The 22,336-nt window shown below is 57.3% G+C and carries 23 protein-coding genes; 17 read left to right on the forward strand and 6 right to left on the reverse strand.

Annotated elements, in window-relative coordinates:
- Positions 1–6 precede the first annotated feature (6 nt).
- From AABC73_RS22590 to pdeM, 3 genes are all read left to right on the forward strand, one after another.
- Positions 7–771: an ATP-binding cassette domain-containing protein gene (locus tag AABC73_RS22590; protein ID WP_341521042.1), complete on the forward strand. Its 765-nt coding sequence runs from the start codon at positions 7–9 to the stop codon at positions 769–771.
- A 213-nt stretch (positions 772–984) separates the two neighbouring features.
- Positions 985–3,477 carry a ligase-associated DNA damage response DEXH box helicase gene (locus tag AABC73_RS22595; protein ID WP_341521043.1) on the forward strand — a complete coding sequence of 831 codons (2,493 nt, stop codon included), beginning with the start codon at positions 985–987 and terminating at the stop codon, positions 3,475–3,477.
- Positions 3,474–4,130, forward strand: a complete 657-nt coding sequence (gene pdeM / locus AABC73_RS22600; protein ID WP_341521044.1) for a ligase-associated DNA damage response endonuclease PdeM — start codon at positions 3,474–3,476, stop codon at positions 4,128–4,130. The genes AABC73_RS22595 and pdeM overlap by 4 nt, the downstream gene beginning before the upstream one ends.
- A gap of 113 nt (positions 4,131–4,243) precedes the next feature.
- On the opposite strand, the gene AABC73_RS22605 is transcribed toward pdeM, so the two are convergent.
- Together AABC73_RS22605 and dcd are read right to left on the reverse strand one after the other, a co-directional pair.
- Positions 4,244–4,459 (reverse strand): hypothetical protein, encoded by a 216-nt coding sequence (locus tag AABC73_RS22605; RefSeq protein WP_065835402.1) that lies wholly within the window; start codon positions 4,457–4,459, stop codon positions 4,244–4,246.
- A 123-nt stretch (positions 4,460–4,582) separates the two neighbouring features.
- Positions 4,583–5,149, reverse strand: coding sequence for a dCTP deaminase (gene dcd / locus AABC73_RS22610; RefSeq protein ID WP_020288957.1), 567 nt, complete (start codon positions 5,147–5,149; stop codon positions 4,583–4,585).
- A 309-nt stretch (positions 5,150–5,458) separates the two neighbouring features.
- Between dcd and AABC73_RS22615 the strand changes: the two genes are divergently transcribed.
- Entirely contained in the window at positions 5,459–5,668 is a 210-nt protein-coding gene (locus AABC73_RS22615) for a cold-shock protein (RefSeq protein ID WP_002554837.1), read from the forward strand.
- Between the two features lie 205 nt (positions 5,669–5,873).
- Here AABC73_RS22615 and apbC read toward each other — a convergent pair whose 3' ends face one another.
- Positions 5,874–6,968, reverse strand: coding sequence for an iron-sulfur cluster carrier protein ApbC (apbC, locus tag AABC73_RS22620; RefSeq protein ID WP_065835403.1), 1,095 nt, complete (start codon positions 6,966–6,968; stop codon positions 5,874–5,876).
- 175 nt (positions 6,969–7,143) lie between these two features.
- On the opposite strand from apbC, the gene metG reads away from it, so the two are divergent.
- The 8 genes from metG (at position 7,144) to AABC73_RS22660 (ending at position 14,281) form a co-directional block, all read left to right on the forward strand.
- Positions 7,144–9,192: a methionine--tRNA ligase gene (metG, locus tag AABC73_RS22625; protein WP_341521045.1), complete on the forward strand. Its 2,049-nt coding sequence runs from the start codon at positions 7,144–7,146 to the stop codon at positions 9,190–9,192.
- A 269-nt stretch (positions 9,193–9,461) separates the two neighbouring features.
- Positions 9,462–10,049, forward strand: a complete 588-nt coding sequence (locus AABC73_RS22630) for an Rnf-Nqr domain containing protein (protein WP_341521046.1) — start codon at positions 9,462–9,464, stop codon at positions 10,047–10,049.
- The gene (gene rsxB / locus AABC73_RS22635; RefSeq protein WP_341521047.1) at positions 10,046–11,089 is read left to right on the forward strand and encodes an electron transport complex subunit RsxB; all 1,044 of its coding nucleotides are present in this window, start codon (positions 10,046–10,048) and stop codon (positions 11,087–11,089) included. Before AABC73_RS22630 ends, rsxB begins: the two co-directional genes overlap by 4 nt.
- On the forward strand, positions 11,076–12,095 hold the full coding sequence (locus AABC73_RS22640) for an RnfABCDGE type electron transport complex subunit D (protein ID WP_341521048.1): 1,020 nt from the start codon (positions 11,076–11,078) through the stop codon (positions 12,093–12,095). Before rsxB ends, AABC73_RS22640 begins: the two co-directional genes overlap by 14 nt.
- Entirely contained in the window at positions 12,092–12,712 is a 621-nt protein-coding gene (locus AABC73_RS22645; protein WP_341521049.1) for an RnfABCDGE type electron transport complex subunit G, read from the forward strand. The genes AABC73_RS22640 and AABC73_RS22645 overlap by 4 nt, the downstream gene beginning before the upstream one ends.
- A gap of 26 nt (positions 12,713–12,738) precedes the next feature.
- The gene (locus tag AABC73_RS22650; RefSeq protein ID WP_341521050.1) at positions 12,739–13,320 is read left to right on the forward strand and encodes an Rnf-Nqr domain containing protein; all 582 of its coding nucleotides are present in this window, start codon (positions 12,739–12,741) and stop codon (positions 13,318–13,320) included.
- Positions 13,321–13,353: 33 nt separating this feature from the next.
- Positions 13,354–13,992, forward strand: coding sequence for an endonuclease III (gene nth, locus AABC73_RS22655; RefSeq protein ID WP_341521051.1), 639 nt, complete (start codon positions 13,354–13,356; stop codon positions 13,990–13,992).
- Positions 13,993–14,098: 106 nt separating this feature from the next.
- A complete protein-coding gene (locus AABC73_RS22660) occupies positions 14,099–14,281 on the forward strand; it encodes a hypothetical protein (RefSeq protein WP_341521052.1) in 183 nt (60 codons plus the stop codon).
- Between the two features lie 80 nt (positions 14,282–14,361).
- Here the strand turns inward: AABC73_RS22660 and AABC73_RS22665 are convergent, their stop codons facing one another.
- Positions 14,362–14,988, reverse strand: a complete 627-nt coding sequence (locus tag AABC73_RS22665; RefSeq protein WP_020288947.1) for a response regulator transcription factor — start codon at positions 14,986–14,988, stop codon at positions 14,362–14,364.
- Between the two features lie 1,354 nt (positions 14,989–16,342).
- On the opposite strand from AABC73_RS22665, the gene AABC73_RS22670 reads away from it, so the two are divergent.
- The 3 genes from AABC73_RS22670 (at position 16,343) to AABC73_RS22680 (ending at position 18,033) form a co-directional block, all read left to right on the forward strand.
- Positions 16,343–16,864 (forward strand): hypothetical protein, encoded by a 522-nt coding sequence (locus AABC73_RS22670; RefSeq protein ID WP_341521053.1) that lies wholly within the window; start codon positions 16,343–16,345, stop codon positions 16,862–16,864.
- 274 nt (positions 16,865–17,138) lie between these two features.
- Positions 17,139–17,519, forward strand: a complete 381-nt coding sequence (locus tag AABC73_RS22675; protein WP_341521054.1) for a hypothetical protein — start codon at positions 17,139–17,141, stop codon at positions 17,517–17,519.
- Between the two features lie 259 nt (positions 17,520–17,778).
- Positions 17,779–18,033, forward strand: coding sequence for a hypothetical protein (locus tag AABC73_RS22680; protein WP_341521055.1), 255 nt, complete (start codon positions 17,779–17,781; stop codon positions 18,031–18,033).
- Between the two features lie 102 nt (positions 18,034–18,135).
- Here the strand turns inward: AABC73_RS22680 and AABC73_RS22685 are convergent, their stop codons facing one another.
- Positions 18,136–19,353, reverse strand: coding sequence for an argininosuccinate synthase (locus tag AABC73_RS22685; RefSeq protein WP_020288943.1), 1,218 nt, complete (start codon positions 19,351–19,353; stop codon positions 18,136–18,138).
- A 129-nt stretch (positions 19,354–19,482) separates the two neighbouring features.
- Complete coding sequence (locus tag AABC73_RS22690; protein ID WP_341521056.1) at positions 19,483–20,388, reverse strand: OmpA family protein; 906 nt, start codon at positions 20,386–20,388, stop codon at positions 19,483–19,485.
- A gap of 148 nt (positions 20,389–20,536) precedes the next feature.
- Between AABC73_RS22690 and pyrC the strand changes: the two genes are divergently transcribed.
- Entirely contained in the window at positions 20,537–21,583 is a 1,047-nt protein-coding gene (pyrC, locus tag AABC73_RS22695; RefSeq protein WP_341521057.1) for a dihydroorotase, read from the forward strand.
- A complete protein-coding gene (gene rnt / locus AABC73_RS22700) occupies positions 21,580–22,254 on the forward strand; it encodes a ribonuclease T (protein ID WP_065835415.1) in 675 nt (224 codons plus the stop codon). The genes pyrC and rnt overlap by 4 nt, the downstream gene beginning before the upstream one ends.
- Positions 22,255–22,336: the final 82 nt, after the last annotated feature.

Genomic DNA, 22,336 nt, shown 5'->3' on the forward strand with positions numbered 1-22,336 from the left:
CCCGTCATGTACAAACTGACCATTGATGGCCTGCATAAAAGCTATGGCGACCATGAGGTGCTCAAAGGCGTTTCGCTCAAGGCCAGCACAGGCGACGTGATTTGCCTGATCGGCGCCAGCGGTTCGGGCAAGAGCACGTTTCTGCGCTGCATCAATTTCCTCGAACAACCCAACGACGGCGCCATGACCCTGGACGGTCAGCAAGTACGCATGGTCAGCGATGCCGGCGGCATGCGCGTTGCCGATCCCGATGAGCTGCAACGCATTCGCACGCGTCTGGCCATGGTGTTCCAGCATTTCAATCTGTGGGCACACATGACGGTTCTGGAAAACATCACCATGGCGCCGCGCCGGGTGCTGGGAGTTTCCAAGGTCGAAGCCGAAGCGCGCGCCCGCAAGTACCTGGACAAAGTCGGGCTGCCCGGCCGTGTCGCCGACCAATACCCGGCGTTTCTGTCTGGCGGTCAGCAACAGCGCGTGGCGATTGCCCGGGCGTTGGCGATGGAACCGGAAATCATGCTCTTCGACGAACCCACTTCTGCGCTGGACCCGGAACTGGTCGGCGAAGTGCTCAAGGTGATCCAGGGCCTGGCCGAAGAAGGCCGCACCATGATCATGGTCACCCACGAAATGAGCTTCGCCCGCAAAGTCGCCAGCCAGGTGGTGTTCCTGCACCAAGGCCAGATCGAAGAATCCGGCCATCCGGAAGAAGTACTGGGCAATCCGAAAAGCGAGCGCTTGCAGCAATTCTTGAGCGGGAATTTGAAGTAGGCCGTTAACCGGATGACATGAAAAACCATCGTAGGAGCGGATTTATCCGCGAAGGCATTTTTTCAGGCGCGAAGATGCATCGGCCGGACTGACGCCTTCCCGGATGAATCCGGTCCTACAAATATTTCGAAACCTTGATGCTCCGCATCGCCGTAAAACTATTCGCGACCCGTTGCTGTCTCTGATTTAACCCATTCAGAGCACACGGAGCGCATGAGCAGACCCACCGATTTCGCTCAGCGATGGTTTTCGGCGCGCGGTTGGAAGCCCTTTCCTTTCCAGAAAGAAGTCTGGTCGGCCGTGAAACGTGGCGAGTCAGGGCTTCTGCACGCCAGTACCGGCTCCGGCAAAACCTACGCGGTGTGGTTCGCGGCGCTGAACTGTTTTGCCCAGGCCAACAAAGCCCCGCCTGAAGACAAACCACGCAAACGCAAACCGCCTGCCGCGCCGCTGGGCGTGCTGTGGATAACCCCGATGCGCGCCCTCGCCGCCGACACTGCCCGCGCGCTCGAAGCGCCATTGCAGGATCTCGACATTCCCTGGAGCGTCGGCCTGCGCACCGGCGACACCAGCAGCAGCGAACGCGCCAGACAAGGCCGACGCCTGCCATCCGCCTTGATCACCACGCCGGAAAGCCTGACCTTGCTGCTCACCCGTGCCGACGCGCAGGGCACGCTGTCGACGCTGAAGATGGTAGTCGTTGATGAATGGCATGAGCTGATCGGCAACAAGCGTGGCGTGCAGCTGCAATTAGCCCTCGCCCGTTTGCGTCAGTGGAATCCGCAACTGATCGTGTGGGGCGTTTCTGCGACCCTGGGCAATCAAGACCATGCGCAGCAGGTGTTGCTGGGCCACGGCGGTGTCAGCGTGCAAGGCAAGATCAGCAAAGAGTTGTTGGTCGATACGCTGTTGCCGCCGGCAATCGAACGTTTTCCGTGGGCCGGGCATATGGGCCTGCGGATGTTGCCGCAAGTGCTGGCGGAGGTGGACAGCAGCGCCAGTTGCTTGCTGTTCACCAATACCCGGGCGCAATCGGAAGTCTGGTATCAGGCCTTGCTCGAAGCGCGACCGGACTGGGCTGGCCTGATTGCCTTGCACCATGGCTCGTTGTCCCGGGAAGTGCGCGACTGGGTCGAACGCGCCTTGAAAGAAGGACAGCTTAAAGCAGTTGTGTGTACCTCCAGCCTGGATCTGGGCGTGGATTTCCTGCCCGTCGAGCGGGTGTTGCAGATCGGCTCGGCCAAAGGCGTGGCGCGCCTGATGCAACGCGCCGGTCGTTCCGGGCACGCACCGGGGCGGCCGTCACGCGTCACGCTGGTGCCCACTCATAGCCTTGAGTTGGTCGAAGCCGCAGCGGCGCATGACGCAATAGCAGCACGAATGATCGAGCCTCGGGAATCGCCGCACAAACCCCTCGATGTCCTGGTGCAGCACGTGGTCAGCATGGCGCTGGGCGGCGGGTTCCTGCCTGACGAGCTGCTTGCAGAAGTACGCACCGCCTGGGCCTACCGCGAGCTGACCGACGAGGAATGGCAATGGGCACTGGCGTTTGTCCGGCATGGCGGCCACTCGCTGACGGCCTATCCGGATTATCGACGCGTCGAACCCGACCAGCACGGCATCTGGCGCGTGCCGGATGCGCGGCTGGCACGTCGGCATCGCATGAGCGTCGGCACCATCGTCAGTGACGCCAGCATCAATGTGACGTATTGGTCGAAAGGCGGTGGCGGCGGCTCGCTGGGCAGCGTTGAGGAAGGCTTCATTGCCCGCCTCAAACCCGGCGATGGCTTCTTGTTCAGCGGGCGCCTGCTGGAACTGGTGCGGGTCGAGAACATGACCGCCTACGTGAAGCGCGCCACCAGCAAGAAGGCCGCCGTGCCGCGCTGGAACGGCGGACGCATGCCGCTTTCCAACGAACTGGCTGACGCGGTGGTGGCCAAATTCGACGCCGCTGCCCGTGGCGAGCTTGTCAGCCCTGAGATGCAAGCCGTCAAACCTCTGCTGGAGGTTCAGCGGCATTGGTCGGGCTTGCCACAACAGCACACGTTGCTCGCCGAAGTGCTCAAATCCCGGGAAGGCTGGCATCTGTTTCTCTATCCGTTTGCCGGGCGCCATGTGCATCTTGGGCTGGCGAGTCTGCTGGCCTGGCGCCTGAGTCGTGACACGCCGCTGACCTTCTCCATCGCGGTCAACGATTACGGTTTTGAACTGCTCAGCGCCACGCCAATCGACTGGGCCGAGCAACTGCGCAAGGATCTGTTCACCGAAAACAATCTGATGGCCGACATCATCGCCAGCCTGAATGCCGGCGAGCTGGCACTGCGCCGCTTCCGGGAAATCGCCCGGATCGCCGGACTGGTGTTTTCCGGCTATCCGGGCGCACCCAAGAGTAATCGACAACTACAGGCTTCCAGCGGCCTGTTCTTTGAAGTGTTCAAACAATACGACGCCAGCAATCTGCTGCTCACTCAGGCCGAGGAGGAAGTGTTGCGCCAGGAACTGGACGTGCAGCGGCTCGAACACACCCTGCAACGCATCAATCAGCGCACGCTTGACGTACACCTGATCAAACGCGCCACGCCATTGGCCTTTCCATTGCTGGTCGAACGCATGCGCGAAAGCCTGAGCTCGGAGAAACTCGCCGACCGCATCGCGCGCATGGTGCGCGACCTTGAGAAGGCGGCCGGTCCCGAGGCGAACCCATGAAGCCGTACCTTGCGATCAATCTGGTTGGTGCCGAGCTTTGGTTATTGGCCGATAAAGCGATCTATTATCCGGAACACCGCGCGCTGTTGATCGCTGATGTGCATTTCGGCAAGGCTGCGGCCTATCGAAAACTCGGCCAACCGGTGCCACACGGCACGACTCAAGGCAATCTTGAGCGTCTTGATCGACTGCTGACTGCTTACAACTGCGACTGGCTGATCTTTCTCGGCGACTTTTTGCATGCGCCTGAATCTCACACGGCCACCACGCTGAACGCGCTTGGCGAATGGCGCAGGGCGCGTCCTGACCTGCGCATGACGCTGATTCGCGGCAACCACGACAAACGCGCCGGCGATCCGCCTGACAGTCTTGCAATCGAAGTGGTAACCGAACCGCTGCTACTGGGTCCGTTCGCGTTGCAACATGAGCCCGATCCACACGCAACCCATCACGTGTTGGCCGGGCATGTGCATCCGGTTTATCGCTTGCAGGGCCGGGGACGGCAAAGCCTGCGACTGGCCTGCTTTTACATGGGAGAAAGGGTGAGTTTGCTGCCAGCTTTTGGTGGTTTTACCGGCGGCTTCGCCATCGAACAAAGCCCTGACAAGCAAATATATGTCGTCGGCGATGGCGCGGTCTGGGCTGCAGGATAGGCGCAGCTGAATCGATTCAACTTAGCCGGTTTTTAGCCCGTTCAGCCACTTTCGTGGCCGATCAGACACGACTCTGCCGGCCAGTGCATGCGCCAGCAGAAGCATGAGGGAAATCAGACGACCGGGGCTGGTGGTGGCTCGTCCGGAACAGTCGGGCTGCCCGGTTCAGTCGGCTCTGGGATTTCTCCCGGCCCATCAGGGCCTGGCTGGCCGGGAATACCGCCAACCATATTGAATTGTGGATGCGCTAGTAACGACCAGGCGAGTAGACCGACTTGATTGGCATGCGGGTCAACCCCTTGGGGACTGGGCTTCATTTCTATCTTCATAGGGCACTCCTGAGCGTTGGCCCCGCTCGCATGACGCGAGGGGAAACAGTTCAGCTCAATAGAGTGCCGAAATGAAGACTAATTCAATCCGGCCAGGATCAACGGTAACAAATACACCGAGGCCTATGCGCGCGGCAGGGTCACGCCACGTTGGCCCTGATATTTCCCGCCGCGATCCTTATAGGAAATCTCACATTCCTCGTCAGATTCCAGGAACAGCATCTGCGCCACGCCTTCATTGGCGTAGATCTTCGCTGGCAAGGTCGTGGTGTTGGAGAACTCCAGAGTCACGTGTCCTTCCCACTCAGGTTCCAGCGGTGTCACGTTGACGATGATGCCGCAGCGCGCGTAGGTGCTTTTTCCCAGACAGATGGTCAGCACATTGCGCGGAATACGGAAATATTCGACGGTGCGCGCCAGGGCAAAGGAGTTCGGCGGGATGATGCAGACGTCGCTGGTAACGTCGACAAAGCTTTTTTCATCGAAGTTCTTCGGATCGACGGTCGCCGAGTTGATATTGGTGAATACCTTGAATTCGGCAGCGCAACGCACGTCGTAGCCGTAGCTGGAAACGCCGTACGAGATCAGCCGGTCGGCGCCTTCGCCGCGCATCTGACGCTCCACGAAAGGCTCGATCATGCCGTGTTCCTGCGCCATGCGGCGAATCCACTTGTCCGATTTGATGCTCATGGCGGTGTCCTGAATAGCGAGGTGAAAAAGATGTCCGGCATCTTACCGGGCCGGGGCGCCGGGTTCAAAGACTGTGGGCATGATGCAGGTCATGCTTTGGACACGAATAGAAATATTCCTGCACAGAGTGTTGGCACGTTCAAAAAAAAGCGTTAAGGTGGCGTCACTGTGTTGCTTGTGTCACTGAGAATCTCTACACGATGTTGAATTTCGATCCAACCATCTCCAAGAATTTTTCCTGCTCTTTGCACTCAGTCTCGGCCAGGGCATTTCCTGAGTCGCAGTTAACTTTGTCCAAGGAGATACACCATGTCTAATCGCCAAACTGGTACCGTTAAGTGGTTCAACGATGAAAAAGGCTTCGGCTTCATCACTCCACAATCGGGTGACGACCTGTTCGTTCACTTCAAAGCTATCCAATCCGACGGCTTCAAAAGCCTGAAAGAAGGCCAACAGGTTTCTTTCATCGCTACCCGCGGTCAGAAAGGTATGCAAGCTGAAGAAGTTCAAGTTATCTAACTTGTACTGAATCGCTTAAAAAAAACCCCGCCAAAAGCGGGGTTTTTTTATGCCTGCTGTTTTTCCGCGCTGCCAGCGAAGAAACGGTAGGGCCGGCTTTAGCCGGGAGAGCGGCGTTACTGTCTACACCGTTGCAGTGCATAGACCAACCGACTCCCGGCCAAAGCCGGCCCTACGCCGCAATCACGAGCAAAGAAAACCCTTTTCAGTCATCGCTAACCGAAATATTCGGCATCGCCGGGCTTTCTGCTTCCTGCAGGACGATCCGCGCGCCAACGTGCCGCGCCAATTCCTGATAAACCATGGCAATCTGGCTTTCCGGCTCGGCAATGACCGTTGGCTTGCCACCATCGGCCTGTTCGCGGATCAACATCGACAGCGGCAATGAAGCCAGCAGCTCGACGTTGTACTGGCTGGCCAGCTTCTCGCCACCGCCTTCGCCAAACAAATGCTCGGCATGGCCACAGTTCGAACAGATGTGCACCGCCATGTTCTCGACCACGCCCAGCACCGGAATATTCACCTTGCGGAACATTTCCACGCCCTTCTTGGCATCCAGCAGCGCCAGATCCTGCGGGGTCGTGACAATCACCGCGCCGGCAACCGGGACTTTCTGGGCCAGGGTCAACTGGATATCACCGGTACCCGGGGGCATGTCGATGACCAGATAATCCAGATCATTCCAGGCGGTCTGGGTAATCAGCTGCAATAAAGCGCCGGAGACCATCGGCCCGCGCCACACCATCGGCGTGTTGTCATCGGTCAGGAACGCCATGGACATGACTTCGATGCCGTGGGATTCAATGGGCACGAACCATTTCTGATCCTTGATCTTCGGCCGGGTACCTTCGGCGATACCAAACATCACGCCCTGGCTTGGCCCATAGATATCGGCGTCGAGAATCCCGACCCGCGCGCCTTCCCGCGACAGCGCCAGGGCCAGATTGGCAGCCGTCGTGGACTTACCGACACCGCCCTTGCCCGACGCCACGGCAACGATATTTTTGACATTGGCCAGGCCGGGGATTTGCCCCTGGGCCTTGTGCGCGGCGATGACCGTGTTGATCTCGACCTTGGCCGACGTCACGCCATCCAGGCCTTCGATGGCGATTTGCAGCATCTGCGCCCAGCCATTCTTGAACAACCCGGCGGCGTAACCCAATTCCAGCTGGACGTTGACACGCTCACCCTGGATGTCGATGGCGCGTACGCAACCGGCCGTGACCGGGTCTTGATTCAAATAGGGATCGGTATATTGGCGAAGGACGGCTTCCACCGCTGCGCGATTTACAGCGCTCATGGGCTACTCCCGAATAAAGGCAGACTAAAACAGGCGGCTATCCTACCCCTTCTATTGATTGGCAGCATGGTTTCGCTGCGCATGCCAGACGACTCCTACATCTGCGCGGGGTGAAAAAAGTTGGCCAGACCGTTATAGTGGTCGACCTCCGTTTCACTTCAAGTAGCCGAGCCCCATGTCCGAGCCACGCAAGATTCTCGTCACCAGCGCCCTGCCCTATGCCAATGGATCCATCCATCTTGGCCATATGCTTGAGTACATCCAGACTGATATGTGGGTGCGCTTCCAGAAGCATCGCGGCAATCAGTGCATTTATGTCTGCGCGGACGACGCTCACGGCTCGGCAATCATGTTGCGCGCCGAAAAAGAAGGCATCACCCCGGAACAGTTGATCGACAACGTCAAGGCCGAGCACAGCGCGGACTTCAACGATTTCCTGGTCGACTTCGATAACTTCCACTCGACGCACTCGGACGAAAACCGCGAGCTGTCGAGCATGATCTACAAGCGCCTGCGCGATGCCGGGCATATCGCAACGCGTTCGATCACCCAGTATTTCGACCCGGAAAAAAAGATGTTCCTGGCCGATCGCTTCATCAAGGGCACGTGCCCGAAATGTGGCACTGAGGACCAGTACGGCGACAACTGCGAAAAATGCGGCGCCACTTACGCACCGACCGACCTGAAAAACCCGCGCTCAGCTATTTCCGGCGCGATTCCGGTGCTGAAAGAATCCAAGCATTTCTTCTTCGATCTGCCTGCGTTCGACGCCATGCTGAAAAGCTGGACCCGCAGCGGCTCCTTGCAGGATGCCGTGGCCAACAAGATCGCCGAATGGCTGGATGCCGGCTTGCAGCAGTGGGATATCTCCCGCGACGCGCCGTACTTCGGCTTCGAGATTCCGGATGAGCCGGGCAAGTACTTCTATGTCTGGCTGGATGCGCCTATCGGCTACATGGCCAGCTTCAAGAACCTGTGCGCGCGCCGTCCGGACCTGGACTTCGACGCGTACTGGGCCAAGGATTCCACGACCGAGCTTTACCATTTCATCGGCAAGGACATCGTCAACTTCCACGCCCTGTTCTGGCCGGCGATGCTCGAAGGTGCTGGCCTGCGCAAGCCGACCGGTATCAACGTGCACGGCTACGTCACGGTAAACGGTCAGAAAATGTCCAAATCCCGTGGCACCTTCATCAAGGCCCGGACCTATCTGGAACACCTGTCGCCGGAATACCTACGTTATTACTACGCAGCCAAACTGGGCAAAGGTGTCGACGATCTGGACCTGAACCTGGAAGATTTCGTACAGAAGGTCAACTCGGACCTGATCGGCAAAGTCGTCAACATTGCCAGCCGTTGCGCAGGCTTCATTCATAAAGGCAACGCGGGTGTGCTGGTGGCCGGCAATCCGGAACCCGAGCTGACCGATGCGTTCCTGACTGCTGCGCCAGGTATCGCCGAAGCTTACGAAGCCCGTGATTTCGCCCGCGCCATGCGTGAAATCATGGGTCTGGCCGACCGCGCCAACGCCTATATCGCCGAAAAGGCGCCGTGGTCGCTGGCCAAGCAGGAAGGCAAACAGGATGAAGTCCAGGCTGTCTGTGCGCTGGGCGTCAATCTGTTCCGGCAATTGGTGATTTTCCTCAAACCGGTGCTGCCGTTGCTGGCCGCCGATGCGGAAAAATTCCTCAATGTTGCGCCGCTGACCTGGGACGACCACCAGACGCTGCTGAGCAATCATCAGCTCAATCCGTTCCAGGCCCTGATGACGCGCATCGATCCGGCAAAAGTCGAAGCCATGACCGCAGCCTCGAAAGAAGACCTGAGCACCAGCGCTACCGAAACCGATGCCGCACCAGCAGGCAACGGCGAGCTGACCAAGGAGCCACTGGCGGCCGAGATCGAGTTCGATGCCTTTGCGGCCGTTGACCTGCGGGTTGCCTTGATCCTCAAGGCTGAACATGTGGAAGGTGCCGACAAACTGCTGCGCCTGACGCTGGATATCGGTGACGAGCAACGCAACGTGTTCTCGGGCATCAAGAGCGCGTACCCGAACCCTTCCGAGCTGGAAGGTCGCCTGACCATGATGATCGCCAACCTGAAGCCGCGCAAAATGCGTTTCGGCATATCGGAAGGCATGGTGATGGCAGCGGGCCCTGGCGGCGAAGAAATCTACTTGCTCAGCCCTGACAGCGGCGCAAAGCCGGGTCAGCGTATCAAGTAAGAGTCATTCGAATTGAAGTGCGATTCGTTGGAGTGAGGCTTGCCCGCGAATCAGGCGCCTCGGTGACCCATCCACCGCGTTATCGTTCTTCGCGGGCAAGCACCGCTCCAACGGGGCTGGCGCTTGTCGCGCGACAGCGCGAAGTCTGGACAACGGGCGATATCCCGCCAGGCTTTGCGGCAACGTCCAACGAAACGAACCGGTTTCTTGCCAGATACTGTCTACCCTTTAGAAAGGCTCTTCAGCCTGTTCGCACATCCGGCAAGCACATGACCGACTTCATCCTTATCTTCATCAGCGCCGCACTGGTCAACAACTTCGTGTTGCAGCAGCCGATTGCTGTCGATCCGGTACTGGCCACCTCCGTGCAGACGGCGAATACCCGTGCTCGCGTGCATGCATTGGGCATCGCCACACTCAGTCTGATGTTGGTAAGCAGTCTGGTTGGCTACGGGGTTTACCGGTACGTCTTGCTGCCCAAGGGCTTCGGTTTTTTGTCGCTGTTCGTGTTCCTGCCTACAGTTGTGCTGCTGATCAATCCAACGTTGCGGGCCCTCGGCCGAATATTTCCACGTTTGCCACTGGATGGCCTGCATCTGCTGCTGATCGGTAACGCCGGCGTACTCGGGCTGATGGTACTTGGCACCGAGCCGGATAAAGGGTTGATCCATGCAGTCGCGTTGAGTCTGGGAGGCGGATTGGGATTCTGGCTGGTGTTGAGCCTGTTCGACGACCTGACCGGACGACTGCGACAGCAATTCATTCCCACACCCTTTCAAGGTCTGCCCATCCAACTGATTGGCGCTGGTCTGATGGGGCTGGCCTTTCTTGGTTTCAGCGGACTGGTCAAACCATGACTCTCATTCAACGCATCGACGCGCTGCTGCCGCAAACCCAGTGCGGCAAATGTGGCCATCCGGGTTGCAAGCCCTATGCGCAGGGTATCGTCGACGGCGAAGCAATCAATAAATGCCCTCCCGGCGGCGAAGAAACCATCGCGGCCCTGGCGCAGCTGCTCAAGGTGCCGATTCTGGCGCTGGACACCGAACGCGGCCCGGCCCCGCCGCAAGTTGCGTTCATCCGCGAGGCGGAGTGCATTGGCTGCACCAAGTGCATTCAGGCCTGTCCGGTGGATGCAATTCTTGGCGCGGCAAAGATGATGCACACCGTCATCGTCGACGAATGCACAGGCTGCGATCTGTGTGTGGCGCCTTGCCCGGTGGACTGCATCGATATGCTCCCCCTGCCGCTCACGGGGGTAATCCCGATTGTCGGCGGCCTTGCAGTGACCGAACAGCAAACCCAGGCCCGAACGCGCAAACGCAATCACGCCCGCCATCGCTTCGAAGCCCGCAACGCTCGCCTGCGCCACGAAGAGCAACAGCGTCACGCGGAACGGCTGGCCCGCGCGCAAAAGCCTGTAGCGCAGCCAGACACCCTTGAGAGTCCGCTGCAATCTGCTATCGAACGTATCCGCGCGCAAAAACTGGCAACAACCGAAGATGCGCTGAAAAAAGCGCGCAGCACCCTGGCCATGAGCCGGGCGCAGCTGAACAAATCCCTCAAGGCTTTCGGTCATCCGCCTATCGCCGAGCAGGCTGCGCAGCTGGTGGAGATGCAAAAAGAGTTCGAAGCCGCCGAGCAAGCGCTGGCGAGCCTGCAGGATCGGACACCCGTGCCGGCGCAAACGCCGGTAGCCCCGCGCGACGACAGCAGCCTGAAACGGGCAAAAATTCAATTGGCCATGGCCCGCGCCGCCTACAACAAAGCGTTGTCAGCTCAGGCCACCGCCGAGCAACTGGCAACCCTGCAAACAGCACTGCACACAGCCGAGGTGGCGCTTGATTCGGCAATGCAGCCCTCATCTGCATTGATGGATACTCGTGCGAACGCCTGATAACGCCCTCCACCTGGAACAGGTGAACGAGCGCCTGCAAAAAACCATGCTGTGGGTGCTGATTGCCGCACTGCCGGGGGCATTGACCCTCTTCTGGTTCTTCGGTTGGGGCGTATTGATCACCTGGCTGATAGCGGCGGGTGCAGCGCTGCTGGTCGAAGCTGCCGTGCTCGCCCTGCGCAGGCAAGCGCTGCTGCCGACACTCAATGATTACAGCGCTTTGGTGAGTGCAACCCTTCTGGCGTTGGCGCTGCCGCCCTATTCACCTTGGTGGGTGACTGCGCTGGCCAGCGGATTTGCGCTGCTGTTTGGCAAACATTTATATGGCGGCATCGGCAATAACCCTTTCAATCCGGCGATGCTGGGCTATGCCTTCGTACTTGTTTCGTTCCCCCAACAGATGAACCACTGGCCCGCGACGCACGGCCTGAGCCTGGCGGGTGGCCTGCAGCACATCTTCGGTCTCGACCTCAGCGGCCTATCAAACCCGGATGCCTGGTCTCAGGCGACCGCACTCGATGTACTTCGCATCAACAAGAGTTTCACCGTCGACGAACTCTTCGCGCGCAGTCCGGCGTTCGGCAGCCTGGGCGGGCGCGGCGTGGAATGGGTCAACCTGGCTTTCCTCGCTGGCGGGGCGCTGCTGTTGCAACGTCGCCTGATCGGCTGGCACGCGCCGGTTGGCATGCTCGGTAGCCTGTTCTTGATCAGTTTGCTGTGCTGGAACGGTTCGGGGTCTGACTCCAACGGCTCGCCGCTGTTTCACTGGTTCACCGGCGCGACAATGCTCGGCGCGTTTTTCATTGTCACCGAGCCGGTTTCCGGGCCGGACAATCCCAGGGCGCGCCTGCTTTTCGGTGTCGGCACCGGCCTGATTATCTATGTCATTCGCACCTGGGGTGCTTACCCGGACGGTGTTGCATTCGCGGTACTGCTGATGAACCTCGCCGTGCCGGCACTGGAGCGCCTGACCGCATCGCCAGCGACGCCCGGTGAACATTCATGAAACCGCTCTCCAGGCCACTTGCCGGGCTACTGCTCGTAGTCGTCATATGCCTGAGCGTCGGCGTCACGATGGTGCTTGAGAAAACTTCTGCGCCAGCCATCCGGGCGAGCCGGGATGCGCTGCGCAATCAGGTGTTGCTCGATGTCATTCCTGCACGAAGTTATGACAACCAGCCATTGCAACAGCCCCTGGAGTTGCCCGGTCGCACGCCAGATTCGGCCGTACTCGAAGGTTTTCTGGCGACGCAGGAAAGCCGCCCCGTGGCGATCATTTTTCACAGTCGAGGGCAAGGTTATGCAGGTCCGATAGAACTGCTGATTGGCGTGTCGGTGGATGGCAGGCTGAATGGAATCAAGGTGCTGAGTCACGCCGAGACAGCCGGACTGGGCGGGCGGATAGTCTCCGAACCGCAGTGGCTCAATGGTTTTCTCGGCAAATCGTTGAGCAACCCGGATGATGCAGGCTGGAAACTGAAACAGGATGGCGGGACCTTCGATCAAATCGCCGGCGCGACCATGACTTCGCGAGGCGCCATCGACGCGATCCGCGAGACGTTGCGCTACTTCGATACCGAGAAAACCCGCTTGCTGCCCAACCTGACAGGAGAACGGCCTTGAACCCCAGCAATCGCCCGGTTCTGTTCATGCTGATTGGCCCCTTGAGCCTCGCGCCTATGATCGGCGTTAGCGACACGCTGGTTAAATCCGTGGGATTCCTGTTGGTGCTGGGATCGGTCGGATTGCTCTACTTCGTTCTGATGAAGACCATCGCGCCACTGCTGCGCTCAACTACCCGATTGCTGATCGGCGCAACAATTGCTGCCACCCTGGTCACTATCGCCGGACTGCTGCTGCAAGCGCACGCCCTCGAGCTATATCAAGCGCTGGGCATTTACTTGCCGCTCATCGGTGTTCAGTGTCTGCTGTTATCGAGTACCGAAACTGACCAGCACGGCAGCGCCCGGGGCTTGCTACGCCTGAGCGGTTACTACGGCGCGACATTCATGTTGCTCGGAGCGGTTCGAGAACTGCTAGGTCAGGCCTCGCTGTTGAGCAACGCACAATGGTTGTTTGGCAGCAGCGCATCAAGATGGCAGATTGACCTATTTGCGTCAGCGTCCGGCCTTCATCTTGCAGTTCTTGCTCCAGGAGGCTTTATCCTTCTAGGCCTTGTGCTCGCCGTGGCCAACGCGCTACGGCTGCGCCGAAAAGACACCCGTATTTAACGAGGCACAGGCCTCCAGGGAAACACTCCGTACATGAATGCCGCGAAACGCCTGGAAATTTTCCGCAGACTCCACCAAGACAATCCGGACCCGAAAACCGAACTGGCCTACGCGTCGCCGTTCGAGCTGTTGATTTCGGTGATTCTGTCAGCGCAGGCTACGGACGTCAGCGTCAACAAGGCCACGGGCCGCCTCTACCCGGTTGCCAATACGCCGCAGGCGATATACGACCTGGGTGTCGAAGGTTTGTCCGAGTACATCAAGACCATCGGCCTCTACAACAGCAAAGCCAAAAATGTCATAGAGACCTGCCGAATGCTCGTTGAGCTGCACGGCGGCCAGGTGCCGGAAAACCGCGAGGCGCTGGAAGCCCTGCCGGGCGTGGGTCGCAAGACCGCCAACGTGGTGCTCAATACTGCGTTTCGCCAGATCGCAATGGCAGTGGATACGCATATTTTCCGCGTCAGTAATCGAACCGGTATCGCCCCCGGCAAGAACGTGGTCGAAGTCGAGAAGCAACTGATGAAATTCGTACCAAAAGATTATCTGCTCGACGCCCACCATTGGCTGATCCTGCATGGCCGTTATGTTTGCCAGGCACGCAAGCCCCGCTGCGGCAGTTGCCGAATCGAAGACCTGTGCGATTACAAATACAAAACCTCGGACGATTGAGCGATAGAGGTTTCAGCGGCTGATCGATTGAAAAAATCTTTTTTACCCGCTCCCGCTTTGTCGCTATAAGGTGCGCCATGAATGCCCCAAGCCTGGAGTCAACTTCATGAGCACTGACAAAGAGCAAATAGACGTAGACGACGACTTTGTTGCCGTCGAGTCGGACGAGGCCGAGCCTACGCCCGCCGAGCAGGCAAAGACCAACCTGAGCAAACGTCGCACCATCGATAACCTGCTGGAAGAGCGGCGACTGCAAAAGCAATTGGCGGATTACGACTTCGATCTTTAAGACCGAAGACGCAACGCGCCATGCAGGAATCGCTACACCCGGGCCGCCAAAGCCTCTCATGCTCGAGAGGCTATAGGGTCTCAGACCAACCCGTTGCGCTGGGCCAACTCAATCAAGTCCACCAATGAGTGAGCATTGAGCTTCATCAGCAGGCGTGTCTTGTAAGTACTGACAGTTTTATTGCTCAGAAACATACCGTCGGCTATCTCCTTATTGGTTTTCCCCCTGGCGAGCTGTTGCAAGACCATCATTTCCCGCCCGGAAAGACGATCGACCATATCGGCCTCACTGGCGTTACCCATGCTCGAACGAACGGTGTGCAGCGCCTGGTTCGGGAAATAGCTGTAACCGGACAATACCGCCTTGATAGCGCTCAGCAGTTCGGTCAAATCCTGCTGTTTGCAGACGTAGCCCGCCGCGCCAGCCTGCATGCAGCGCATGGAAAAATGCCCGGGCGCCTGCGAGGTGAGTATCAGCACCTTGAAGGGCAGCGTCATCGCCGATAAACGAGCGATGACTTCAAGCCCGTCGAGCTTGGGAATTCCAATGTCGAGAATCACGATGTCGGGCAAATGCTCGCGTGCCAACTGCAGGGCGTCCACGCCGTTGTCCGTCTCGGCGATGACCTCATAGCCATGACGCTCCATCAGCATACGTACGGCAAGGCGAATGACGGGATGATCATCCACGATCAGCACTTTATTCATGGGCAGTCCATTTTTCGCTATTCGAATTTTCAGAGTCAGCACAATAGCCTAGTCGTTTAGTGCTTTGCATGGCGCTCACCCCTTAGGACTAACAGCCAAAGACCATTCGTACACTTACAACAGAATAGTCCTACAAAATTCAGCCGCATTACGGCATTCCAGAATTTTTTCAAAATATATCCTCCCTGACAATTGACGAATAGTTCATCCCGAAAAAGACCGGGATAGAGCATTGCAGCGCAAGGACAATCGTTACAGTCAAAACAAGCATTGGACCTGCCACCTCTTATGATTAATGAACCGGACGCAACGGAAACCGATGAATATTTCTCATTCAAACCACGGTTCACTCCTACGCATCCGGCGGACTTAAGATGACCCCAGGCTAGATAGCGTCTCGCCACTACTTTCAGATCGATTTCTTGCGTCGGATTACCGGGACGCTGGCGGGATCGATGGACGAATAAACAGACCAACCCCATTCAACCCCGGGTTTAAACACCGCCGGATCGAACACGTCACCCTGCGTACGGTAATCTCATTGCGCCTGCCTGCGGCCGCGTATTCTTTGTCTAGTCATGATATGTGGTATCGATGAGGACGCCAGAGACCAGAGCCAGAAAATGTTGCACACATAATTACCTCAAAACCGCCCGTCGCCTCTGTTGAAAAACTACACATATTGCAGCACTGTTTTTGTAGATATATATATTTCAGGAGATTTCCTACAAACATTTCGGACAAATCCCAATCAACGGGAGCACCTTGGCTTCGCCCGTCCTGAACCGGCTATCACCCGACAACGGAGCTCTGCTGTTATCAAATACACAGCGCGACAGATGCATAACTATTTATTGCCAAACTATCTAATCACCCAAAGCATCACTACGCAGCGCTCTCAAAGGGTTTAAAACCGCTCATCCGACATATAGCTAATACTATATTGCTACCTGACGCCATACTCCTCTACTTAAAGAGGAAATGTACTACAAAACTCACAGACGCCAAATAAAAGCATGTAAGACACCGTGCCCCAAGCCAAATCAATTCATGTAAAGCGTCCATTTTTACTTGCAAAATCTATTACCAGTCGTTACTTTTTTAACAACCAACTCACTAATCTTAGCGTGAAGCATGCTGAATTAATTGAGTAACCGCCTATGAGGCAATGTCACTTTGACTCCCTATTATTAGATTTTTTATTGTATGGATCCCATTCAAAAGTAACTGAAGGGACTCGAACAGTGCAGGCAAGGTCAATCAGACACTGCTCAACACTGACAGACCTGGGTCCGGCCTGTAGATTCATTTTGAATTGGCCATGTGTATAACCATGTTCAAAAAAGGATATACCATGAATAACAAGACTACCCACCGCTCTCCCGATCAGCGAAGTACCATGGACCTGACCGCAGCCGTCGAACGATTCGTCGCTGAAGGCGGTGTGATTGATGTCATAAAGGAAGGGAATGTTTCGCCGCCGCGATCTACCCCTGCCTCCGCCGACACCCCGGATGAGGCTCAGGAGCAAAACAGCAAAGTTCATCTCCTCAAAGATCTGGTCGCCAAAGGCGCAGGAATGTCTGCGCTTCAATATTCACTGAGGATGAACAGGAAAGACATAAAACAGCTGGCATTCGAACACGGTATAAAAATAGCGTTCAGCCGACCTATCTGCGAAATCAAGCGCGAAGCATTACAAGACCCCATGGAGATAGATGATCTGGTCGCGGGTCATGCCATGCATTACTCCAGCCTGGGTTATACGGCGGTGGAAATCGCTCGCTTGCTTGATCTGACCGTGCGGCAGGTTTGGGATATAGGCAAGGCTTATCGATTCGAGTTTCAGCAGAGGGAAGACGGCGACATTCCCTGAGCCTCGCTCGCGCCCAACCTATGGCCGGTACCCATCTGATCGCAATGACAGCCGACACCCCGTCAGTACCGGCCTTACGCCCTGAACAACCCAGCTCCCCGGCAAGCGGCTCTTGCGCCGCCGCACGCCTCCCCGCTTTTACCTTCGCCCGGATCGAAAGGGATAGCTCTCGACTCTTGACCCCTTTTCGGATATTGCGAAAAAAAATTCAATCTGATTAAACGTTCTCTATCGCCTATCGGCGTACTTATCCCCGTACCTGAAAGGAACAAAAATGAAACGTTTAAACCGGATTGTAAACCCCATCAGCGTCATTGCGGCATTTGCAGCTTTATCTGAAGCATCAGCGACCACGGTACTGCCTTACCTGGATGACGAAAACCGCCAGATATATATCTGGTTTCTGATCGCCTTCCCTTCAACCTTGGTAGTGTTATTTTTTCTGACATTGAATTTTAACAATAAAGTGCTATACACGCCCACGGAACTGAAACACTTGCGCCTTGAAGACGAGAACAATCCTGAACCGCCGCCCTCTCAAAGCAACACTTCGAAAGAGGCAATGGCGTTGAACCTGAGTTTCAGCAAAGAAGAATATAGCTGTAGGAAAACGTCATGTAGCCCGCCGCAGACGGACAAAAACCAACAGACTTAAGCGATGGATTTTGTAGGAATAATACAATTAAGCTGACAGCTTGATCCATGCCAGAAAAGCGAAAGCATTTAAACACTGTGTAATCAAGCACTTCAATCAATCTACTGTACTGGCCCAACCTTCAAATGTTGCAGACGCAACAAATACGCTCCAAAAAAAAAGAGCTAATGTTTAACGAAATCAACAAAGGACAAAACGTTTATGAAAACTGCTTTTTACATGACTCAATCCAGCCCAAGGACAGACGACGGAAAATATCATGTCAAAACTAAAAGATTACCGCGACGCAGAGCGTGCGCTGGACGAAAACCTGCAACGCCTTGAAGACCTCAAGAATAATCCTGAGCTTATCAAGGAGCTGGAATTCGAAAAAAGACTGATGACGCTGTTAAAGCGCTATAGCAAGAGAACGGAGGATTTGCTCGCGTTCGTCAAACCGGCGCTCGGGGCCAGCCTGCAAGCACAGGAGAACAGACGACCTTATGGAAAGGCCTCAAGCAAAAAAACCGGATAGTCAGCGCCTTGGTAACAACACGCTAGCCTGAGGAATACGATGCCGCTCAGTAAGAATTTCAAATGCAGCACCCGTTCAAGGTGCTGCATTTTTTACGTCAGGTCAGAACAGCTTTCTGCCTTTGTTGGCCGCGATACGCATGCGCAGGGCGTTGAGCTTGATGAAGCCTGCTGCGTCAGCCTGGTCGTAGGCACCGGCATCATCTTCGAATGTCGCGATATTGGCATCGAACAGCGACTCGTCGGACTTGCGACCGGTCACGATCACGTTGCCCTTATACAGCTTCAGACGCACGACACCGTTCACATGAGCCTGGGAGGCATCGATCATCTGTTGCAGCATCAGACGCTCAGGGCTCCACCAGTAGCCGGTGTAGATCAGGCTGGCGTACTTGGGCATCAGCTCGTCTTTCAAGTGAGCGACTTCGCGATCCAGGGTGATCGACTCGATGGCGCGGTGAGCGCGCAGCATGATGGTGCCGCCTGGCGTCTCGTAGCAGCCACGGGATTTCATGCCCACATAGCGGTTTTCAACGATATCCAGACGACCAATGCCGTTTTCGCCGCCGATGCGGTTTAGCGTAGCCAGCACGGTGGCAGGTGTCATTTCAACGCCGTCGAGCGCGACGATGTCGCCATTGCGATAGGTCAGTTCCAGGTAGGTCGCAACATTCGGTGCGTCCTCCGGGGACTTGGTCCACCGCCACATGTCTTCTTCGTGCTCGGTCCAGGTGTCTTCCAGAACGCCGCCTTCATAGGAAATGTGCAGCAGGTTGGCGTCCATGGAGTACGGTGATTTCTTCTTGCCGTGACGTTCGATCGGGATCGAGTGCTTCTCGGCGTAGTCCATCAGCTTTTCACGGGACAGCAAATCCCATTCACGCCAAGGGGCAATCACTTTGACGCCTGGTTTGAGCGCGTAAGCACCCAGTTCGAAGCGAACCTGATCGTTACCTTTGCCCGTCGCGCCGTGGGAAATGGCGTCAGCGCCGGTTTCGTTGGCGATTTCAATCAAGCGCTTGGCGATCAGCGGGCGAGCGATGGAAGTACCCAGCAGGTACTCGCCTTCGTAGACGGTGTTGGCACGGAACATCGGGAATACGAAATCACGCACGAACTCTTCGCGCAGATCGTCGATGTAGATTTCTTTCACGCCCATGGCTTTAGCCTTGGCACGTGCGGGTTCGACTTCTTCGCCCTGACCCAGGTCAGCGGTAAAAGTCACCACTTCGCAGTTGTACGTATCTTGCAGCCACTTGAGGATTACCGAAGTATCCAGGCCACCGGAATACGCGAGAACTACCTTGTTTACGTCCGCCATGCCATCACTCCACCGGGTTGTACGGAAAACCCGGGATTCTACCGCTCATGGGCAGCGTTTTACAGTGGCGCGACAGCTTCTGACGATGAAGCGACAGTTTATGTCGAGGGCGCGACGAATCTCGCTCGATCAGGAAGTGCTGGCTGCGCTGCCTGCCGAGGCAACGGGCGCGGGCTTCTCGTCGGGAGTAACCCGCTCCAGATGAATGTTCACCCGGCGATTGCGGGCGCGGTTGGCGTTATTGGTGTTCGGCGCCAGCGGGTAACGCTCGCCATGGAAGCGCAAGGTGATCTGCTCTTCTGGAACGCCCTGGGCCTTGAGGAAATCCATCACCGCCAATGCGCGACGTCGGGAAAGGTCACGGTTGGTCAGGCGATTGCCACTGTTGTCGGAGTGTCCGTCTAGCTCGATGTGATTGACCGTTGGGTCAGCCTTCAGATAAGCCACTACCGTTTGCAGCTGTGACTTGGCACGGGTGTCGAGTTCGATACCGCCACCGGGGAAGCCGACCTCGGCCTGCTTGACCTGGTCGAAGTTCATCGGCAACAGCTTGGTGACACACATTTGATAGTCACTGAACGCTTTGTTGAACTTGACCGGCAGCAAGCGCACTTCCATGGTGCCGCCGTCACGGGAATAATGCCGGATGACCGGGCTGCGGCCGTCCATCAAACCATTGATCAACCGCCCGGCCTGCACCTGAGAGCTGTTGAAGGGAAAGCCGCCGTTGCTGACCCGAACCGAGCCCAGATTGATATCGCCGCGTCCCGGCTGCCAGGGCGCAGCGGCAGCCAGCAGAGTCGCGGAGCCTGGGCCCATCATTGCCCCGGACGCCTTGATGCGGAAGATCGCTTGCTCACCCGCCCGGCGCACGAACTCGCCCGCACCGAAATCGGTGATGGGTTGGCTCAGACGACACTCGAACTGATCGCCTTCGACCTTCCACTCGATACTTTCCAGACGCGTCTGGAAAGTAATAGCCATCGCCGGCAGGCTGGCGAAAAGGCTGAGCAAGGCTAAATATCGCTGGCGCACGGGAGGCTCCACAAAAAAATACGGCGTTACCAAAAAATGGCTTCCTACAACTGGCTATCGGTAACTTCCTACAAAACTTGATAGCGAGTGCCTGAGAGAGTCTTTTCCGGTAGCATTCCCAGCGAGTTTGACCCGCCTGGAATCCCCAATGTCTGACCGCCTGACCCTCCTGCGTCCCGACGACTGGCACATTCACCTCCGCGATGGAGCTGTTTTGCCTCACACCGTTGCCGACGTTGCGCGCACTTTTGGTCGCGCAATCATCATGCCGAACCTCGTGCCACCCGTACGCAATGCACAGGAAGCTGACGCTTATCGCCAGCGCATCCTCGCGGCACGTCCGGCCGGCAGCCGTTTCGAGCCTTTGATGGTGCTGTACCTCACCGACCTGACCCAGCCGGAAGATATCCGCTCGGCCAAGGCGTGTGGCTTCGTTCACGCGGCCAAGCTGTACCCGGCCGGCGCGACCACCAACTCCGATTCCGGCGTGACCAGCATCGACAAGATCTTCCCGGCGCTTGAGGCCATGGCCGAAGTCGGCATGCCACTGTTAGTGCATGGCGAAGTGACCCGGGGCGAAATCGACGTGTTCGACCGCGAGAAGATGTTCATTGATGAACAACTGACCCGCGTCGTCGAGCGTTTCCCGACGCTCAAAGTGGTGTTCGAACACATCACCACCGCCGAGGCCGTGCAGTTCGTCAATCAGGCTTCCGAGAATGTCGGGGCGACGATCACTGCCCACCACTTGCTCTACAACCGCAACCACATGCTGGTCGGCGGCATCCGTCCGCACTTCTATTGCCTGCCGATTCTCAAGCGCAACACGCACCAGAGTGCTTTGCTGGATGCCGCAACAAGCGGCAGCACCAAGTTCTTCCTGGGCACCGACTCCGCACCTCATGCCCAGCATGCCAAGGAAGCTGCCTGCGGTTGCGCCGGTTGCTACACCGCTTACGCGGCGATCGAGATGTACGCCGAGGCCTTCGAGCAGCGCAATGCCCTGGACAAACTGGAGGGATTTGCCAGCCTCCACGGCCCGGCCTTCTACGGCCTGCCGGTTCACCAAGACACCATAACGCTGGTCCGTGATGAATGGACCGCGCCCACCAGTCTGCCGTTTGGCGAGCTGTCCGTAATACCCCTGCGTGCCGGTGAAAAACTGCGCTGGCGCCTGCTGGAGACACACACGTGAGTGAAGATCATTTCGACGACGAACAGGAAGGTCACGGCGGAGGCGGCTCGCGTCACCCGATGGCTGCCCGTTTCCGTGGCTATCTGCCTGTCGTCATCGACGTTGAAACCGGTGGTTTCAACTGCGCCACCGATGCCCTGCTGGAAATCGCAGCGGTCACCATCGGCATGGACGAAAAGGGCTTTGTCTTCCCGGAGCACACCTACTTCTTTCGGGTCGAGCCTTTCGTGGGCGCGAACATCGAAGCGGCAGCGCTGGAATTCACCGGAATCAAACTCGACCATCCGCTGCGCATGGCCGTCAGTGAAGAAACTGCCCTGACCGACATTTTCCGTGGCGTGCGCAAGGCGCTCAAGGCCAATGGCTGCAAGCGCGCGGTGCTGGTCGGACACAATGCCAGCTTTGACCTGGGCTTCCTCAATGCCGCCGTGGCGCGGCTGGACATGAAGCGCAATCCGTTCCACCCGTTTTCCAGTTTTGATACCGCGACACTGGCCGGACTTGCCTACGGCCAGACCGTGCTCGCCAAGGCCTGTCAGGCGGCCGGCATCGACTTTGACGGCCGCGAGGCGCACTCGGCTCGCTACGACACCGAGAAGACCGCTGACTTGTTCTGCGGCATCGTCAATCGCTGGAAACAGATGGGCGGCTGGGAAGACTTCAACGACTGAGTCGTTGTCTGCTTGAGAAAAACCGGCCTTTTACAGGCCGGTTTTTTTTCGCCGCGATATAAGCCTTAGGCCATTCAACGCT

It is taken from the genome of Pseudomonas sp. G.S.17 (assembly GCF_038096165.1).
In the GTDB taxonomy this organism is placed as follows: domain Bacteria; phylum Pseudomonadota; class Gammaproteobacteria; order Pseudomonadales; family Pseudomonadaceae; genus Aquipseudomonas.

Excerpts from the sequence above, each read along its gene's own strand:
- AABC73_RS22590 (WP_341521042.1), top strand. The coding sequence starts at position 7 with ATGTACAAACTGACCATTGATGGCCTGCATAAAAGCTATGGCGACCAT.
- AABC73_RS22595 (WP_341521043.1), top strand. The coding sequence starts at position 985 with ATGAGCAGACCCACCGATTTCGCTCAGCGATGGTTTTCGGCGCGCGGT.
- pdeM (WP_341521044.1), top strand. The coding sequence starts at position 3,474 with ATGAAGCCGTACCTTGCGATCAATCTGGTTGGTGCCGAGCTTTGGTTA.
- AABC73_RS22605 (WP_065835402.1), bottom strand. The coding sequence starts at position 4,459 with ATGAAGATAGAAATGAAGCCCAGTCCCCAAGGGGTTGACCCGCATGCC.
- dcd (WP_020288957.1), bottom strand. The coding sequence starts at position 5,149 with ATGAGCATCAAATCGGACAAGTGGATTCGCCGCATGGCGCAGGAACAC.
- AABC73_RS22615 (WP_002554837.1), top strand. The coding sequence starts at position 5,459 with ATGTCTAATCGCCAAACTGGTACCGTTAAGTGGTTCAACGATGAAAAA.
- apbC (WP_065835403.1), bottom strand. The coding sequence starts at position 6,968 with ATGAGCGCTGTAAATCGCGCAGCGGTGGAAGCCGTCCTTCGCCAATAT.
- metG (WP_341521045.1), top strand. The coding sequence starts at position 7,144 with ATGTCCGAGCCACGCAAGATTCTCGTCACCAGCGCCCTGCCCTATGCC.
- AABC73_RS22630 (WP_341521046.1), top strand. The coding sequence starts at position 9,462 with ATGACCGACTTCATCCTTATCTTCATCAGCGCCGCACTGGTCAACAAC.
- rsxB (WP_341521047.1), top strand. The coding sequence starts at position 10,046 with ATGACTCTCATTCAACGCATCGACGCGCTGCTGCCGCAAACCCAGTGC.
- AABC73_RS22645 (WP_341521049.1), top strand. The coding sequence starts at position 12,092 with ATGAAACCGCTCTCCAGGCCACTTGCCGGGCTACTGCTCGTAGTCGTC.
- AABC73_RS22650 (WP_341521050.1), top strand. The coding sequence starts at position 12,739 with ATGCTGATTGGCCCCTTGAGCCTCGCGCCTATGATCGGCGTTAGCGAC.
- nth (WP_341521051.1), top strand. The coding sequence starts at position 13,354 with ATGAATGCCGCGAAACGCCTGGAAATTTTCCGCAGACTCCACCAAGAC.
- AABC73_RS22660 (WP_341521052.1), top strand. The coding sequence starts at position 14,099 with ATGAGCACTGACAAAGAGCAAATAGACGTAGACGACGACTTTGTTGCC.
- AABC73_RS22665 (WP_020288947.1), bottom strand. The coding sequence starts at position 14,988 with ATGAATAAAGTGCTGATCGTGGATGATCATCCCGTCATTCGCCTTGCC.
- AABC73_RS22670 (WP_341521053.1), top strand. The coding sequence starts at position 16,343 with ATGAATAACAAGACTACCCACCGCTCTCCCGATCAGCGAAGTACCATG.
- AABC73_RS22675 (WP_341521054.1), top strand. The coding sequence starts at position 17,139 with ATGAAACGTTTAAACCGGATTGTAAACCCCATCAGCGTCATTGCGGCA.
- AABC73_RS22680 (WP_341521055.1), top strand. The coding sequence starts at position 17,779 with ATGTCAAAACTAAAAGATTACCGCGACGCAGAGCGTGCGCTGGACGAA.
- AABC73_RS22685 (WP_020288943.1), bottom strand. The coding sequence starts at position 19,353 with ATGGCGGACGTAAACAAGGTAGTTCTCGCGTATTCCGGTGGCCTGGAT.
- pyrC (WP_341521057.1), top strand. The coding sequence starts at position 20,537 with ATGTCTGACCGCCTGACCCTCCTGCGTCCCGACGACTGGCACATTCAC.